The organism is Thauera sp. JM12B12, assembly GCF_039614725.1.
Lineage (GTDB): Bacteria > Pseudomonadota > Gammaproteobacteria > Burkholderiales > Rhodocyclaceae > Thauera.
This window is the reverse complement of the sequence record NZ_CP154859.1, coordinates 1200393-1216086: the sequence shown is the minus strand read 5'-3', so window position 1 is coordinate 1216086 and position 15694 is coordinate 1200393. Positions and strand designations below refer to the sequence as shown.

The following is a 15694-nucleotide window of genomic DNA, read 5'->3' as shown; positions in this document are numbered from 1 at the left end:
CCCAGCAGAGATTCGGAGCAGCACATGAAAGTCCTCGTCATCGGTTCCGGCGGCCGCGAACACGCGCTGGCCTGGAAACTCGCCCAGTCGCCCAAGGTCACCCGCGTGCTCGTCGCGCCGGGCAACCCCGGCACCGCTGCCGAGAAGCTGCTGCAGAACGTACCCGTCACCGACATCAAGGTGCTGGTCGAGCTTGCCAGGCGCGAGCAGGTCGCCTTCACCGTGGTCGGCCCAGAGGCGCCGCTCGCTGCCGGCGTGGTCGACGCCTTCCGCGCCGCCGGTCTGCCGATCTTCGGCCCGACCCAGGCCGCCGCCCAGCTCGAGAGCTCGAAGGACTTCGCCAAACAGTTCCTCGTCCGCCACAACATCCCCACCGCGAAGTACCAGACCTTCTCCGATGCCGCCGCCGCGCACGCCTACATCGAGGCCGAGGGCGCACCGATCGTGATCAAGGCCGACGGCCTGGCCGCCGGCAAGGGCGTGGTGGTGGCGATGACCGCCGAAGAGGCCCACGCCGCGATCGACATGATGCTGCTCGACAACCGCATGGGTGATGCGGGCGCGCGCGTCGTCATCGAGGAGTTCATGGAGGGCGAGGAAGCCAGCTTCATCGTCATGGCCGACGGCAAGAACGCGCTCGCGCTCGCCACCAGCCAGGACCACAAGCGCCTCAAGGACGGCGACCAGGGTCCCAACACCGGCGGCATGGGCGCCTACTCGCCCGCCCCGGTGGTCACGCCCGACGTTCATGCACGCGTGATGCGCGAGATCATCAACCCGACGCTGGCCGGCATGGCCGCCGACGGCCTGCCCTACACCGGCTTCCTCTACGCCGGCCTGATGATCGACGGCGAGGGCAAGCCGCGCGTGGTCGAGTTCAACTGCCGCATGGGCGACCCCGAGACGCAGCCGATCATGATGCGGCTGAAGACCGACCTCGCCGACCTCGTCGAGGCTGCCATCGCCGGCAAGCTCGACCAGACCGAGGCCGAGTGGGACCGCCGCTTCGCGCTCGGCGTCGTACTTGCCGCGGCCGACTACCCGGAAAACCCGCGCAAGGGCGACGTGATCACCGGCCTGCCTGCCACCGAGCAGGAAGACGTGCACGTGTTCCACGCCGGCACCGCGCTGCAGGATGGCCAGGTGGTCACCGCCGGGGGTCGCGTGCTGTGCGTGACCGCCCTCGGCGACAACGTGCGCAGCGCGCAGAAACGTGCCTACGAGGTCGCCGACGGCATCCTGTTCGATGGCCGCCAGTACCGCCGAGACATTGGCCACCGCGCCATCGGGCGCAAGAACTGATGGATCCGCGCACCGTCAAGCCCTGGTTCACCGGGCTGCAGCAGCGCATCGTCGAACGCCTCGAGACCTTCGACGGTCAGGCGTTCCGCAGCGATGGCTGGGAGCGCCCCGGTGGCGGCGGCGGCCTCACGCGCGTCATCGAGGACGGCCATTTCTTCGAACGTGGCGGCGTCAATTTCTCGCACGTGATGGGCGACGGCATGCCGGCGTCGGCAACCGCCCACCGTCCCGAACTCGCCGGTCGCCGCTTCGAGGCGATGGGGGTGTCGCTGGTCCTGCATCCGCGCAATCCCTACTGTCCGACGGTGCACATGAACGTGCGCTGCTTCGTTGCCCTGGCCGAGGGCAAGACGCCGGTGTGGTGGTTCGGCGGCGGCATGGACCTCACGCCCTACTACCCCTTCGAGGAGGACGTGCGCCATTTCCACGGCGCCTGCAAGGCTGCGGTCCTGCCCTGGGGTGGCGAGGCGGAATACGCACGCCTCAGGGACTGGTGCGACCGCTACTTCTTTCTCAAGCATCGCAACGAGCCGCGCGGCGTCGGCGGACTGTTCTTCGACGACCACGGCGCCGATGGCAAGACCGACTTCGACACCGCATTCGGCCTGACGAAAGCGGTCGGCGACGCCTTCCTCGACGCCTATCTGCCGATCGCCGAGCGCAGGCGCGACACGCCCTACGGCGAGCGCGAACGCGACTTTCAGGCCTACCGCCGGGGCCGCTACGTGGAGTTCAACCTGGTCTTCGACCGCGGCACGCTGTTCGGCCTGCAGTCGGGCGGGCGCACCGAGTCGATCCTGATGTCGATGCCCCCGATCGTGAAGTGGCGCTACGACTGGCACCCGGAGCCGGGTTCGCCCGAGGCCGCGCTCTACGACGTCTATCTCAAGCCGCGCGCCTGGGCCTGAGCCCGACGCCCGGCGCACGACGGGGGCTCACCGCGGGCGGCTCACCGCGATGCGGCGCCTGCGGGCTCAGGCCGCCCCCCCGCCCCCAAGGCGTTCCGCGGCTGCCCGGTAGTGGCGCTGGGCCTCGTCGCGGCGCTCGAGGGTGTCGAACAGGTGCGCGAGCGCGAGGTGGGTTTCCACTTCCGGCTTGAGCCCGAGCGAAGCCTCGAGATAGCTCTGTGCCTTGCCCCACAGCTCGGTACGCCGGCAGAGCTGGCCGAGCGCGAACAGGAGTCCGGAATCGCGCGGTTGTCGCTCCAGCCAGGTCTCGGCACGGTGCAAGCAGGCACGTGCCTCATCGACCGAGCCTGCACAGTAGGCGTACAGCCGCGCAAGCCCGCTGTCCCAGCGTTCTTCCAGCAGGCGCTCGGTCTGAGCCCGCGCGCGCGCTGCACAACCCGCGCGGGCGAGCAGCGGCAGCGCCTCTTCCAGCAAGCCGCGATCCTGGAGTTCCTCGGACGGGATGGCCTCCCAGTAATCGGCAAGCGCGGTCGGGCTGGCCTCCAGCTCCTGCATGCGCCCGATGTGCGCGCGGCGCATTCCGGGCGCGGCCTGTTCGAGCGTGAGCGCCTTGTGCTTGCGAAGCTGACGCAGGATGTGCAGCAGTTCCTCCCAGCGCCCGAGCGCGAGTGCCACCTCCGACTCCAGGCGCAGCATCGCGATGTGCTTGTGGCCCGCCTCCCGCAGTTGCGCCAGGCGCGCCGCGGCGACATCGAACTGGCGGCGCTCGATGGCGAGCTCGGCCTCGGTCATCAGCCGTGCAACTTCGCTGTCCTTGCCCTGTTCGGCGGCATGGTCGAGCCACTCCCGGTAGCGCGTGTCGTCCTGCAGTCCGTGCGCGGCGCGCGCCGCCACCAGCGCCGCCATTGCAGAGCCGTCCGCGGCCGCATACGCGGTGGACGCCGATTTCAGCGATTGCGAGAAGCGCCCCTCGAAGAGGGCGTTGAGCGCATCGTGCAGGGAGCGATCGGCCTTCTCGCGACGACGGCGGTCGCGCCACTGCGCGACTCGAGCGGGCAGCGCCAGCGTGCGGGCGAGTACGCGCAGCAGCACATGGATCAGCGCCACGCCCGCCACCAGAAGGACGATGAACAGGTTCAGGGAAATCTGCGCCCGCCAGGGCGACAGCACGACGAGCACGTAGCCGTCGTTCACGCCGGCGACCATCGCCACGCCGACGGCGAGGGCGAAGATGCCGATCAGCCAGATCAGTGCGCGCATCGTCGGGCCCTCACTCGCTCGCCGCCGGCGCTGCGGACGGCGCGGCTTCTGCGGACGGCTCCGGCGTCGCTGCCGGGGCCGACGTGTCGGCGGCCGGTGCATCCGCGGCAGTGGCAGCAGGTGCTTCCGGGGCAGTCTCAGGCGCGGGCGCCGCAGCAGACGTCTCAACGACCGGCCTGACCGGCTCGCTGGGCAGAGGCGGTCGGCCGCTGCGCGCCTGCACGGTGCGCAGCGCGGAGAAGGTCTCGCTGAGGTCGGGCGGCTCGTAGCGCACCTTGACCGCCTCGAGCGCCTTGAGCTCGGCGAGCGCAGCCTGCACGCGCTCTTCACGCAGATCGAAGAAGCGCTCCATCCAAGCGCGCGCCTGGGCAAGATCCGCCTCGTAGGTACGGCCATCGCGGGCGAGCAGTGCCAGCCGCGCGGTGAGCAGGCGAATCTTCAGGTTCTCGCGCAGGAAGGTGTTCTGCGCCGGAGCGAGCAGAACCGGATCGTCCTGGTCGAGACGCTCGACGCGGACCAGCGTACGCACCTCGTGCCACACGTCTGCGGCAAGGGCCTGCGTGAAGCGCCAGACGCTGGCCATCCAGCCCGCGAGCCCGCCGCTTTCGGCAGGCCCCATTTCGCTACCGACCGCGGCGTCGACCGGCAGCTGACCCTCGAAGGCCAGCGGCAGGGCGTCCGCATGCTCGAGCAGCCGCTCGAGCCGCAGGCTGAGGCCCGACACGTCCAGCACCGGCTGCAGGCGGAGCTCGTCGATGTCGCGCGCAAGTGCCCTGCGCAGCGGCGCAAGCTGGCCGCGATCGTGAATGGCGAGACGGGCCTCCGCCTCCTGCAGCGCGATCAGCGCCGCCTCCACGTTGCCGGCGATCTGCAGTTGCTGCGAGGCCAACGCCACGGCCTGCTCGACCTCGGCGATCACGCCGTCCTCCCGGCTGCGCGAGAACTCCTGATACAGCGCCTCAAGCGCCGCGGCCTGCCCCTCGGTGGTCTCGACCTTCGACTCGAGCACGCCGAGCTTGCCCTGCAAGGAGGCGATCACTTCCTGCTGCTGGCGCACGATGCCACGCGCCTCGGCGGCGACCGTCTCGCCGTCCGATAGCCGGCGCGCGAGCTCTTCGCGCAGCGTGACCGACTGCGCACGCGTGTCACGCGCCTGCCACACCGCCCAGCCGGCGCCACCGATCGCGATCAGCGCCAGCAGCAGCGCCCACCACGCCGCGGCGCTGCGCCCGCCCGCCTCGCCAGACTCGGCCACGGGCGCCGGAGCCGGCGGAGTGGGCGCTTGCGTGTGCGCAGGATCCTGCGCGGCGGCGGAGGAGGCTTCACGAGACTCGCCCGGGCGGGTGGTGTCTTCATCCTTCGCAGGTGAGTGCGGCGCCATCGGCGGCTGGGTCAGGGCGGGAATCTCTTCTTTCATGGCCTCAGTTCTAACCAAAGTGGTTCTCAAGCGCCTGCATCAGGCCGTCGTCGCCGGCCGGGGTTTCCACGACGTTCTCGAAACCCGCTGCGCGCGCCTGGGCGACGATGCGCGGGTGGGAGGCGAACACCGTGACGGGACGCAGCGCAGCCAACCCATCGTCGCCTAGCATCTGGCGAAGGTTCCGCACCCCCTCGCTGCTCGTGAGCAGCAAGCCGTCCACCTCGCCACCCGCCACCGGCTGCAAGAGCAGCTCGGGGGCGACTTCGGGACAGAAACGCCGGTAGCACGTGACATATTCAACGCTCGCGCCACGTTCGCGCAAGGTTTGCGCGAGCAATTCGCGCCCGCCATCGCCGCGGAAGATGAGTACCTTGCGCCCGACCACTGCTTCGGGAGCGAACTCGGGCAGGGCGATCACGGCCTCGCTGTCGAATCCGTGCTGCGGCGCAATGACGTGCTCGAAGCCATATCCGCGCAAGACCCGCTCGCTGCCCTTGCCCACGGTGGCGACCCTGAGCGTCGCCGGCCAGGTCCGCCGCGGCAGGACGAACTGCATCGCATGATTGGCTGCGTTCGGACTGACGAAGAAGGCGAGATCGAACTCGTCCAGGCGGCTGACGATGGCTTCCAGGGGTCCGGCATCGAGCGCTGGCCCCACCGCGATCACCGGGAACAGCAAGGCCTTGCCACCCGCGGCACGGATACGCTCGCACAGGCTGCCCGCCTGCTCGCGCGGGCGCATGACCACCAGCGTCCGCCCGGCAAGCGCGGCAGTCGTCGAACGCTTGGCGGAAGACTTGGCGGCGGCCCCGTCGTGCGTCATCTGATCTTGCGCGCGGAGGCGTCAGCCGATGTCGGCAAGGATCGCTTCCGCGCCCTGCGCACGCAGCTCCTCGGCGAGCGCACGCCCGAGCGCTTCGGCCTGCGCCGGGTCGCCCTCGCGCTCGGCGCGCACGATCTCGCTGCCATCGGGGCGCGCGACGAAGCCGCGCAACCACAAGCGCCTGTCGCGCATCACCGCATAGGCGCCGAGCGGCACCTCGCAGCTGCCCGCCAGCGCACGCGCGACCGCACGCTCGGCGAGCACGCAGGCGGTGGTGTCAGCGTCGACGAGGGGCTGCAGCCAGCCGATAACGTCCTTGCGCGCGGCCAGGCACTCGATGCCGAGCGCGCCCTGGCCGGCCGCGGGCAGCGAAACCTCGGCCGGCATCACCGAGCGGATGCGCTCTCCGAGGCCGAGGCGGGTGAGGCCGGCCGCGGCGAGGATGATCGCGTCGTACTGGCCCTCGTCGAGCTTGCGCAGGCGGGTATCGAGGTTGCCGCGCAGGCTGGTCACGCCGAGGAAGGGATACATGGCGTGAATCTGCGACTCGCGGCGCAGGGAGGAGGTGCCGACCACGGCGCCCGGCGGCATGTCGGCGAGGCTTTCGAAGCGGCTGGAGACGAAGGCGTCGAGCGGCACCTCGCGCGCGGTGATGCAGGGCAGCGCGAACTCGGGCTCCATCACCATCGGCACGTCCTTCATCGAATGCACGGCGATGTCGGCGCGGCCGTCGAGCAGCGCGGTCTCGAGCTCCTTGACGAACAGGCCCTTGCCGCCGACCTTGGCGAGCGGGCGGTCGAGGATCTGGTCGCCGCGCGTGGTCATGCCCAGAAGCTCGACCCGGCAGCCGGGATACAATGCCTCGAGCCGGGCCTTGATGTGCTCGGCCTGCCAGAGGGCGAGGCGGCTTTCACGGGTAGCGATGACGATGCGCTCGGGGGTCGCTTGGCTCACGATGGATTTTCACCTGACAGGATGGATTCATGCGAACAACGCCTGATCTTTGCCGCAATGCAGCATCAGGGTTGGCACCTATGGTGCGCGGAATGGCCGGCATTCTAGCATGCGTGCCGATCGCGCTCTCGGCGGCCCAGCCGGGCCTGCCCGCAGCAGGAGACCTGGCTCGGGACGCGGCGGCGATGCGGGCGGCGCGGATGCCGATGGTGGTGCTCTACAGTCAGGCCGGTTGCAGCTACTGCGACGAGGCCCGGACCTACCTGGTGCCGATGGCGCACGATCCGGCAAACGCGCCGCGCGTGCTGTTCCGCCAGATCGACATCGACTCGGACGCTCCGCTCACCGACTTCGCCGGCCAGCGGACGACCCATCGCCGGCTGGCGCGGGCGCTGGGCGCGAAGTTCACCCCGACGGTCGCGGTGCTCGACGCCGAAGGCAGGACGCTCGGCGAGCCGATCCTGGGCATGCGGCTGGCCGACTTCTATGGCCAGTACATCGAGAACGCGATCGACGAAGCGCGCACGACCCTTGCCGCAAGGCCTTGAAGGCCTTGCTCCACCAACCCAGGACCACGGAATAAGCGAAGACATGAATCACGACAAGGACGCCCCGCTGCGTGAAGACATCCGCCTGCTCGGCCGCCTGCTCGGCGACACCGTCCGCGACCAGCAGGGCGCGGCGGCATTCGAGCTGATCGAGCGCATCCGCCAGAACTCGGTGCGCTTTCGCCGCGACGACGACATCGCCGCCCGCCGCGAGCTCGAGGCGATCCTCGACGCGCTGTCGCGCGAGCAGACCATCCAGGTCGTGCGCGCATTCAGCTACTTCTCGCACCTCGCGAACATCGCCGAAGACCAGCACCACATCCGCCGCTCGCGCGCCCACCTGATCGCCGGCTCGGCGCCGCGCGAAGGCAGTCTCGCGCATGCGCTCAGGCACGCGCTCGAGGGCGGCACGTCCGATGCGGCCGCGCTCGTCGAATTCTTCGACAACGCGCTGGTGTCACCGGTGCTTACCGCCCACCCCACCGAGGTGCAGAGAAAGAGCATCCTCAACTGCGAGACCGTGATCGCGCGCCTGCTCGACGAGCGCGACCGCATGCAGCTCACCCCCGAGGAGGCCGAAGCCAGTCATGACGCACTCAAGCGCGCCGTGCTCACGCTGTGGCAGACGCGCATGCTGCGCAACGCCAAGCTGTCGGTGATCGACGAGGTCAACAACGGCCTGTCGTACTTCGAGACCACCTTCCTGCGCGAGCTGCCGCGCCTCTACGCCAGCCTGGAAGACCGCCTCGCCGCCGCCGACCCGGCGCTCGGCGCACCGGAGCTGGCCGCCTTCGTGCAGGTAGGGAGCTGGATCGGCGGCGACCGCGACGGCAACCCCTTCGTCACCGCCGAGGTGCTCGAGCGTGCGCTCGCCATGCAGTGCGCGGTGGCGCTCGGCTACTACCTCGACGAGCTGCACATTCTCGGCTCGCAGCTCTCGCTCGGGATCGGCCTGGTGTCGGCCTCGGATGCCCTGCTCGCGCTCGCCGACGCCTCGCCCGACCGCTCGCCCCATCGCAGCGACGAGCCCTACCGGCGCGCCATCTCCGGCATCTACGCGCGCCTGGCGGCGACCTACCGCGCCCTGCTCGGCCACGCCCCGGCGCGCCATGCGGTCGCCGAAGCTGCGCCCTACCCGAGCGCGGCCGCCCTCGCCGAAGACCTCGACACCCTGCACCGCTCGCTCGCGGCCAACGGCTCGGCCGCGCTCACCCGCGGTCGGCTGCGCCACCTGCGCCGCGCAGTACGGGTGTTCGGCTTCCATCTCGCGCCGCTCGACCTGCGCCAGAACTCCGACGTGCACGAGCGCGTGGTCGCCGAACTGCTCGAGGTCGCGCGCCCCGGCAGCGCCTATTCCACCCTCGACGAGGCGGCGCGCTGCGCCCTGCTCCTCGAGGAACTCGCCACCGCCCGCCCACTCGCCTCGCCGCACGTGCGCTACACGGACGAGACAGAGGGCGAGCTGGCGATCTTCCGCGCCGCCCGCCAGGCCCACCTGCGCTACGGCACGGCGGCGATCCGCAACTGCATCATCTCGAAGACCGACGACGTCTCCGACCTGCTCGAGCTCGCCGTGCTCTTGAAAGAAGCCGGCCTGCTGCGCCCGCTCGAGAACACGCTCGACGTGAACATCGTGCCGCTGTTCGAGACCATCGGCGACCTGGAGAACGCCGCCGGCGTCATGGAGCGCATCTTCTCGATCCCCGCCTACCGCGGCCTGCTTGCCTCGCACGCGCACACCCAGGAGGTCATGCTCGGCTACTCGGACAGCAACAAGGACGGCGGCTTTCTGACCTCCGGCTGGGCGCTGTACAAGGCCGAGGGCGAGTTGGTCGACACCTTCGCCCGCCACGGCGTGCGCCTGCGCCTGTTCCACGGCCGCGGCGGCTCGGTGGGCCGCGGCGGCGGGCCGAGCTACCAGGCCATCCTCGCCCAGCCCGAAGGCGCGGTGCAGGGGCAGATCCGCCTCACCGAACAGGGCGAGGTGATCGGCGCAAAATATGGAAATCCGGAAGTCGGCCGGCGCAACCTCGAGGTACTGGTCGCCGCCACCCTCGAGACCAGCCTGCGCCCGGCCAGTGCGGCACCTACGCCACCGGCCTTTCTCGACGCCATGCAGGCACTGTCGGACGCCGCCTTTGCCGCCTATCGCGGCCTGGTCTACGAGACCGAAGGCTTCGAGCGCTATTTCTGGGAATCCACGGTGATCAGCGAGATCGCCGCGCTCAACATCGGCAGCCGCCCGGCCTCGCGCAAGAAGAGCACCGCGATCGAGGATCTGCGCGCGATTCCGTGGGTGTTCAGCTGGTCGCAGTGCCGGGTGATGCTGCCGGGCTGGTACGGCTTCGGCAGCGCGGTGCGCGCCTTCCTCGCCGCGCACCCGGCCGACGGCCTCGCGCTGCTGCAACGCATGAACGCCGAATGGCCCTTCTTCGCCACCCTGCTGTCGAACATGGACATGGTGCTGTCCAAGACCGACCTCGCCATCGCCAGCCGCTATGCCGAACTGGTCAAGGACGTGGCGCTGCGCGAAGCGATCTTCGGGCGCATCCGCGCCGAGCACCAGGCCACGGTCGATGCGGTGTTGCAGATCACCGGCCAGACCGAGCTTCTCGACGGCAACCCGCTGCTCAAGCGTTCGATCCGCAACCGCTTCCCCTACCTCGACCCGCTCAACCATGTGCAGGTCGAGTTGCTGCGCCGTCATCGCGAGAGCGCCGCGAACGAGGGTGACGACGAACGCATCCGCCTCGGCATCCACATCTCGATCAACGGCATCGCCGCCGGCCTGCGCAACAGCGGCTGAGCACCGCTACAGGCCGAGCGCCTGCCGCACCGCCGGCCACTGCCGCCGGCTCACCGGCAGGCGCTCGCCCAGGTCCCTGATCAGGACTGCCCAGTGCGCGTCGACGCCGTCCTGCTCGCCGACGCGCTCCACCCCCTGCACCGCGTCGCGCGCGACCAGACAGTTGCGGTGCAGGCGCAGGAAGCGCTGCGGGAACTCCTCCTCCAGATGCACCAGCGACTCGTCGAGCACGTACTCGCGCTCGACCGTGCGCGCGGTCACGTACTTGAGCTCGGCACGCAGGTAGAGCACGTCGGCCACGGCCAGCAGCAGGATGCGGCCGCGCTCGCTGACGCTGAAGTGACGGCGCTCGCCAGGCGCGAGGCCGGCCAGCGCGGCGTCAGGGATCCGCGGCTGCGGGACCTTGCCCAGAGCGGCGGCCAGGCGCTCCGCACGCACCGGCTTGAGCAGGTAGTCGACCGCCGCGAGCTCGAAGGCCTGCACCGCGTACTGGTCGTAGGCGGTGACGAAGATCACCGCCGGCGGCCGGGGCAGGCGGGCCAGGTGGCGGGCAAGCTCGACGCCGTCCATCGTCGGCATGCGGATGTCGGCAAGCACCAGGTCCGCCGCCTCGGCCTCGAGCAGGCGCAGCGCCTCGACGCCGTTCGCAGCCATGCCCGAGATGCGCGTCGGGTGGCTGGCGGCAAGGTCACCGAGCAGATCGCGCAGACGCGTTCGGGCCGGCGCCTCGTCATCGACGATGAGCACGCGCAGCGGCGGCTTGCTGGCCTGGTCGGCAGGAACAGGGGAGGCATCGGGATGATCTTGCATCAGGACTCCTTGCGGAACGGCAGGCGGATGCGCACGCGATAGCGCCCCCCACCCTCTTCGATGTCGAGCCCGGCCTCGAGGTCGTAGAAGAGCATCAGGCGCTCGCGGATGTTGTCGAGCGCCATGCGGTTGCCGGCCTGGTGACGCGCGGCGTCGCACACCGGGTTATCCACCTCCAGGCACAGCTCGTCACCGCGCAAGGCGACGCGCACGACCACTTCACCGACCTCGGACGAGGGCTCGATGCCGTGGTAGACGGCATTCTCGAGCACGGGCTGGAGCAACAGCGGCGGCACGCGCGCCTCCAGCATGTGCGCGTGGTTCAGGTCCCCGGGCGCCACCGCGGCGCCGTTCACCGCGAACTCCCAACGCACGGCGAGGCGCTCGTCGAGGCGCAGGCGCTCGAGATCGATGTAGCGCTCGCACACCGCCAGCTCGTCGCGCAGCGGCACGCGCTCGCGGTGATCCTGCATCAGCGAGCGGAAGAGGTCGGCAAGCTCCTCGAGCGCGCGCTCGGCGCGGCGCGGGTCGGCCCGTATCACCCCGAGCACGCCGTTGAGGCTGTTGAAGAAGAAGTGCGGCCGGATGCGCGCCGTGAGCGCCAGCAGGCGCGCCTCGGCCAAGGCGGGGGAGAGTCGCTGGCTGCGGTAGTCGAAGTACCACAGGCAGACGATGGTCGCCCCCCAGGCCCACGCCAGCGCGCGCACGCCGCCCTCGCCGAGCGCACCGACGAGCGCGCCGCTGGCGAGCGCCGCGAGCCCGGTGAGGACGAACACCACAGCGAGCGCGAGCCGCGGAGGCAGCCTGCGCAGGGCCGGCGCAAAAAGGTAGAGCGCCAGCACGGCCAGCAGCAGCGGCAACTCCACCCGGCCCGCCATGAGCGCGATCTCGGGCAGCAGGCGGGCAGCCTCATCCACCCGCAGCAGCACGGTGAGGAGCGCGAGCAGATTCACGGCGAGCAGGATGCGCAGCATCACGCCGAGATTGCGGAAGTCCGGCAGCCGCGGTGCGGCGAGGCCGGAAGGCTTTTGCTTTATACTTTCGAGCATTCCTGTGCGTCGCGTAAGCGGCGTTTTTCCTTGCGGCGACCCTGCAGCGGCGCGCCGCCCGACTCGTTCCGCCCGATTCGTTTCTCCGCCCTCATTATGACAGACACCCCGACGCCGTCCGCCGGTGCAAACGCCGCCGCCGAGGCGCCCGCCAAGGCCTGGTCCGGCCGCTTCACCGAACCCGTCTCCGACCTCGTCAAGCGCTACACCGCCAGCGTGTTCTTCGACCAGCGCATGGCCGCGCAGGACATCCGCGGCTCGCTCGCGCACGCGAAGATGCTGGCCCGCCAGGGCATCATCGGCGCCCAGGACCTCGCCGACATCGAGCGCGGCATGGCGCAGATCAAGGGCGAGATCGAGCGCGGCGAGTTCGCCTGGAGCCTCGACGACGAGGACGTGCACCTCAACATCGAGAAGCGCCTCACCGCGCTCGTGGGCGATGCCGGCAAGCGCCTGCACACCGGCCGCAGCCGCAACGACCAGGTCGCCACCGACATCCGCCTGTGGCTGCGCGACGCGATCGACCAGATCCTGGCGCTGATCACCGAGTTCCAGCGCAACCTGCTGGATGTGGCCGAGGCCAACGCCGACACGCCGATGCCCGGCTTCACCCACCTGCAGGTGGCTCAGCCGGTCACCTTCGGCCACCACCTGATGGCCTATTACGAGATGAGCCGGCGCGACGCCGAGCGCTTTGCCGACTGCCGCCGCCGCGTCAACCGCCTGCCGCTGGGCTCGGCGGCACTGGCCGGCACCAGCTACCCGATCGACCGCGAGTTCGTCGCTGCCGAGCTCGGCTTCGACGAGGTCTGCTTCAACTCGCTGGATGCCGTCAGCGACCGCGACTTCGCGATCGAATTCTGCGCGGCCGCCGCGCTGCTGATGACCCACCTGTCGCGCCTGTCCGAGGAGCTGATCCTGTGGATGAGCCCGCGCGTGGGCTTCATCGACCTCGCCGACCGCTTCTGCACCGGCAGCTCGATCATGCCGCAGAAAAAGAACCCGGACGTGCCCGAGCTCGTGCGCGGCAAGACCGGTCGCGTGAACGGCAGCCTGATCGCCCTGCTCACCCTGATGAAGGGCCAGCCGCTGGCCTACAACAAGGACAACCAGGAAGACAAGGAACCGCTGTTCGACACCGCCGACACGGTCATCGACACCCTGCGCATCTACGCCGACATGATCACTGGCATCCGGGTCAAGGCCGACGCCATGCGCGGCGCGCTCAGCCAGGGCTATGCCACCGCCACCGACCTCGCCGATTACCTGGTCAAGAAGGGCCTGCCCTTCCGCGATGCACACGAAGCGGTCGCGCTGGCCGTACGTGCAGCCGACGTCAAGGGCTGCGACCTGCCGCAGTTCTCGCTCGACGAGCTGCGCATCGCCATGGCGCACGTGCCGGGTGCGGCCGAGCGCCTCGGCGACGACGTGTTCGGCGTGCTGACGATCGAAGGCTCGCTGGCCTCGCGCCAGCACATCGGCGGCACCGCCCCCGAGCAGGTGCGCGCCGCGGTGGCCCGCGCCCGCGCGCGCCTCGGCTGAGGCCGACACCACCACGACCATGACCGCGCCGATGGCGGAGTGCATCGGTCGATACGAGCTCCGCCGCCAGATCGGCGGCGGCGCCACGAGCGCGGTCTTCCTCGCCTGGGACCCGTTCCGCCAGGCGGAGGTCGCCATCAAGCGCCTGCGCCGGGAGATCGTCGGCGACCCCCAGCGCGGACGCCTGCTGCGCCAGATCTTCCTCAACGAGGCCACCTTCGCCCGCAAGCTCAGCCACCCGCACATCGTCCGCATCCACGATGCGATGGTGAGCGACGGTGACGCCTGGCTGGTCATGGACTACGTGCCCGGCGGCACCCTCGACGACATCGGCCGCCCCGAATCGCTCGCCCCCTTCGAGCGCGTCATCGAGATCGTCTTCAAGGCCACCCGCGCCCTCGACTACGCCTTCCACCAGGGCATCACCCATCGCGACATCAAGCCCGCCAACATCCTGCTGATGGCGCCCGAGAGCAGCGAGATCCGCATCTCCGACTTCGGCGCCGCGCTGCATACCGCGCGCGAGACCACGCAGATCGCCGGCGTCGGCTCGCCCGCCTACATGTCGCCGCAGCAAGTGCGCGAGGTGCCGCTCGACCACCGCACCGACATCTACTCGCTCGGCGTGGTGATGTTCCAACTCCTCACCGGCCGCCTGCCCTTCGAGCAGGACAACAGCTACAGCCTGCTCTACAGCATCGCCCATGACACCCCGCCACTGCCCTCCGAGCTGCGCCCGGAGGTGCCCGAGGCACTCGACGCCATCGTGCGCCGTGCCACCGAGAAGGACGTCGATCGCCGCTACCAGAGCTGGAACGAGTTCTCCCACGACCTCGCGCTCGCCTTCCGCAACCGCGGCGCGGCGCCGACAGTGGAGGCCCTGGGCGACACCGGCAAGTTCGAGGCCTTGCGCGCGATGCGCTTCTTTCACCGCTTCGCCGACGCCGAACTGTGGGAGGTCATCGCTTTCTCGCGCTTCAGCCGCACGCGCGCCGGCACGCTGATCATGAAGGAGGGCGAACGCGGCGACGCGATCAGCTTCGTCATCGAGGGCGAGGCGCGCGTGAAGAAGCACGGCCACCTGCTCGACATCCTCAGCCCAGGCGACTGCTTCGGCGAGATCGCCGTGTTCTCGACCGCGCGCGGCGTGCGCTCGGCCTCGGTGGAGGCCGCCACCGACGCCGCCCTCGTCACCATCCGCGCCAGCGCGCTCAAGCGCGCGAGCGACACCTGCCGCATGCACTTCTACCAGGCCTTCCTCGAAGTGCTGGCCACCCGCCTGTCGCAGGCGAGCGCCCGCATCGCCAACCTATGACGCCGACCACCCCTGCCCCTACGCCCGCGCATCCCGCCCTCGCCGCGATCGAAGACGCCATCCGCCGGCACACCGGCAGCGCCTTCCGCATTGCCAGCCAGCACGAGATCCGCGGCGGCAGCATCCACGTCGCCCTGCGCATCGACGACGATGTCGGCAGCCGCTATTTCGTCAAGCTCGGCGAGGCCAGCCGCCTGCCGATGTTCGAGGCCGAAGCCGACGGCCTCGCCGCGATCGCATCGAGCGCGAGCTTCCGCACCCCGGCGGTGATCGCCTGCGAAGCCGACGACACGCACGCCTTCCTCGTCCTCGAATGGCTCGAACTGCGGCCCGTGACCACAGCCGCGGACGGCGCCCGCTGCGCCGAGGCCCTCGTCCGCCTGCACCGCGACACCCGTGAGCACTTCGGCTGGCCGCGCGACAACTTCATCGGCAGCACACCGCAACGCAACGGGCACCAGGCCAACTGGGCCCGTTTCGTCGTCGATCAGCGCCTGCGCCCGCAGTTCGAGCTCGCCCGTGCCAACGGCTACGGCGGCGACCTCCACCGCCAGGGCGAGCGCCTGCTCGACCGCGTGCCTGCGCTCTTCCTCGACTACCGCCCGAGCGCGAGCCTGCTCCACGGCGACCTCTGGCATGGCAACGCCGCGATGCTGGCCGATGGCACGCCGGTGATCTTCGACCCGGCGGTGCATCGCGGCGACCGCGAGTCGGACCTGGCGATGAGCGAACTCTTCGGAGGGTTTCCGTCGAGCTTCTATGCCGAGTACCGCAAGGCCTGGCCGCTGCATGAGGATTACGAGCAGCGGAAGATGCTGTACAGCCTGTATCACGTGCTGAACCATCTGAATCTGTTCGGAAAGGGGTATCTGAGGGAGGCGATGCGGCTGGCGACGAGGCTGAATGAGGAGCTGGCGCGGCGGGCGGATTAAGTCGCCGCAGCGCTAACTAAAGGAA

The 15694-nt window shown here is 70.0% G+C and carries 13 protein-coding genes; 7 read left to right on the top strand and 6 right to left on the bottom strand.

Annotation, left to right across the window (positions count from 1 at the left end; genetic code table 11):
* The first annotated feature begins 24 nt into the window (after positions 1 to 24).
* Both purD and hemF read left to right on the top strand, forming a co-directional pair.
* Positions 25 to 1302 (top strand): phosphoribosylamine--glycine ligase, encoded by a 1278-nt coding sequence (gene purD / locus AAG895_RS05410; RefSeq protein WP_345794512.1) that lies wholly within the window; start codon positions 25 to 27, stop codon positions 1300 to 1302.
* A complete protein-coding gene (gene hemF, locus AAG895_RS05405) occupies positions 1302 to 2210 on the top strand; it encodes an oxygen-dependent coproporphyrinogen oxidase (protein ID WP_345794511.1) in 909 nt (302 codons plus the stop codon). The genes purD and hemF overlap by 1 nt, the downstream gene beginning before the upstream one ends.
* A gap of 66 nt (positions 2211 to 2276) precedes the next feature.
* On the opposite strand, the gene AAG895_RS05400 is transcribed toward hemF, so the two are convergent.
* From AAG895_RS05400 to hemC, 4 genes are all read right to left on the bottom strand, one after another.
* Positions 2277 to 3470 carry a heme biosynthesis HemY N-terminal domain-containing protein gene (locus AAG895_RS05400; protein WP_345794510.1) on the bottom strand — a complete coding sequence of 398 codons (1194 nt, stop codon included), beginning with the start codon at positions 3468 to 3470 and terminating at the stop codon, positions 2277 to 2279.
* A 10-nt stretch (positions 3471 to 3480) separates the two neighbouring features.
* Positions 3481 to 4887 carry a uroporphyrinogen-III C-methyltransferase gene (locus AAG895_RS05395; RefSeq protein WP_345794509.1) on the bottom strand — a complete coding sequence of 469 codons (1407 nt, stop codon included), beginning with the start codon at positions 4885 to 4887 and terminating at the stop codon, positions 3481 to 3483.
* Between the two features lie 10 nt (positions 4888 to 4897).
* Positions 4898 to 5632 (bottom strand): uroporphyrinogen-III synthase, encoded by a 735-nt coding sequence (locus AAG895_RS05390; protein WP_345795233.1) that lies wholly within the window; start codon positions 5630 to 5632, stop codon positions 4898 to 4900.
* A 102-nt stretch (positions 5633 to 5734) separates the two neighbouring features.
* Entirely contained in the window at positions 5735 to 6667 is a 933-nt protein-coding gene (gene hemC / locus AAG895_RS05385; RefSeq protein WP_345794508.1) for a hydroxymethylbilane synthase, read from the bottom strand.
* Between the two features lie 92 nt (positions 6668 to 6759).
* On the opposite strand from hemC, the gene AAG895_RS05380 reads away from it, so the two are divergent.
* The gene (locus tag AAG895_RS05380; protein ID WP_345794507.1) at positions 6760 to 7215 is read left to right on the top strand and encodes a thioredoxin fold domain-containing protein; all 456 of its coding nucleotides are present in this window, start codon (positions 6760 to 6762) and stop codon (positions 7213 to 7215) included.
* A 43-nt stretch (positions 7216 to 7258) separates the two neighbouring features.
* The gene (gene ppc / locus AAG895_RS05375; RefSeq protein WP_345794506.1) at positions 7259 to 10021 is read left to right on the top strand and encodes a phosphoenolpyruvate carboxylase; all 2763 of its coding nucleotides are present in this window, start codon (positions 7259 to 7261) and stop codon (positions 10019 to 10021) included.
* Positions 10022 to 10027: 6 nt separating this feature from the next.
* Here ppc and AAG895_RS05370 read toward each other — a convergent pair whose 3' ends face one another.
* Positions 10028 to 10831 (bottom strand): LytTR family DNA-binding domain-containing protein, encoded by an 804-nt coding sequence (locus tag AAG895_RS05370; RefSeq protein WP_345794505.1) that lies wholly within the window; start codon positions 10829 to 10831, stop codon positions 10028 to 10030.
* Positions 10831 to 11880 carry a histidine kinase gene (locus AAG895_RS05365; protein ID WP_345794504.1) on the bottom strand — a complete coding sequence of 350 codons (1050 nt, stop codon included), beginning with the start codon at positions 11878 to 11880 and terminating at the stop codon, positions 10831 to 10833. The genes AAG895_RS05370 and AAG895_RS05365 overlap by 1 nt, the downstream gene beginning before the upstream one ends.
* Positions 11881 to 11976: 96 nt before the next feature.
* Between AAG895_RS05365 and argH the strand changes: the two genes are divergently transcribed.
* From argH to AAG895_RS05350, 3 genes are read left to right on the top strand one after another with little or no spacing between them, the layout of a single operon-like run.
* Complete coding sequence (gene argH, locus AAG895_RS05360) at positions 11977 to 13422, top strand: argininosuccinate lyase (protein ID WP_345794503.1); 1446 nt, start codon at positions 11977 to 11979, stop codon at positions 13420 to 13422.
* Between the two features lie 19 nt (positions 13423 to 13441).
* Positions 13442 to 14737 (top strand): serine/threonine-protein kinase, encoded by a 1296-nt coding sequence (locus AAG895_RS05355; protein ID WP_345794502.1) that lies wholly within the window; start codon positions 13442 to 13444, stop codon positions 14735 to 14737.
* On the top strand, positions 14734 to 15669 hold the full coding sequence (locus tag AAG895_RS05350; protein ID WP_345794501.1) for a fructosamine kinase family protein: 936 nt from the start codon (positions 14734 to 14736) through the stop codon (positions 15667 to 15669). Before AAG895_RS05355 ends, AAG895_RS05350 begins: the two co-directional genes overlap by 4 nt.
* The last annotated feature ends 25 nt before the right edge of the window (positions 15670 to 15694 follow it).

Bases quoted from the DNA above. Each gene is read 5' to 3' on its own strand.
- hemF (WP_345794511.1), top strand. From the start codon at position 1,302: ATGGATCCGCGCACCGTCAAGCCCTGGTTCACCGGGCTGCAGCAGCGC.
- AAG895_RS05365 (WP_345794504.1), bottom strand. From the start codon at position 11,880: ATGCTCGAAAGTATAAAGCAAAAGCCTTCCGGCCTCGCCGCACCGCGG.
- AAG895_RS05390 (WP_345795233.1), bottom strand. From the start codon at position 5,632: ATGCGCCCGCGCGAGCAGGCGGGCAGCCTGTGCGAGCGTATCCGTGCC.
- ppc (WP_345794506.1), top strand. From the start codon at position 7,259: ATGAATCACGACAAGGACGCCCCGCTGCGTGAAGACATCCGCCTGCTC.
- AAG895_RS05370 (WP_345794505.1), bottom strand. From the start codon at position 10,831: ATGCAAGATCATCCCGATGCCTCCCCTGTTCCTGCCGACCAGGCCAGC.
- AAG895_RS05350 (WP_345794501.1), top strand. From the start codon at position 14,734: ATGACGCCGACCACCCCTGCCCCTACGCCCGCGCATCCCGCCCTCGCC.
- argH (WP_345794503.1), top strand. From the start codon at position 11,977: ATGACAGACACCCCGACGCCGTCCGCCGGTGCAAACGCCGCCGCCGAG.
- AAG895_RS05355 (WP_345794502.1), top strand. From the start codon at position 13,442: ATGACCGCGCCGATGGCGGAGTGCATCGGTCGATACGAGCTCCGCCGC.
- AAG895_RS05380 (WP_345794507.1), top strand. From the start codon at position 6,760: ATGGCCGGCATTCTAGCATGCGTGCCGATCGCGCTCTCGGCGGCCCAG.
- purD (WP_345794512.1), top strand. From the start codon at position 25: ATGAAAGTCCTCGTCATCGGTTCCGGCGGCCGCGAACACGCGCTGGCC.
- AAG895_RS05395 (WP_345794509.1), bottom strand. From the start codon at position 4,887: ATGAAAGAAGAGATTCCCGCCCTGACCCAGCCGCCGATGGCGCCGCAC.
- AAG895_RS05400 (WP_345794510.1), bottom strand. From the start codon at position 3,470: ATGCGCGCACTGATCTGGCTGATCGGCATCTTCGCCCTCGCCGTCGGC.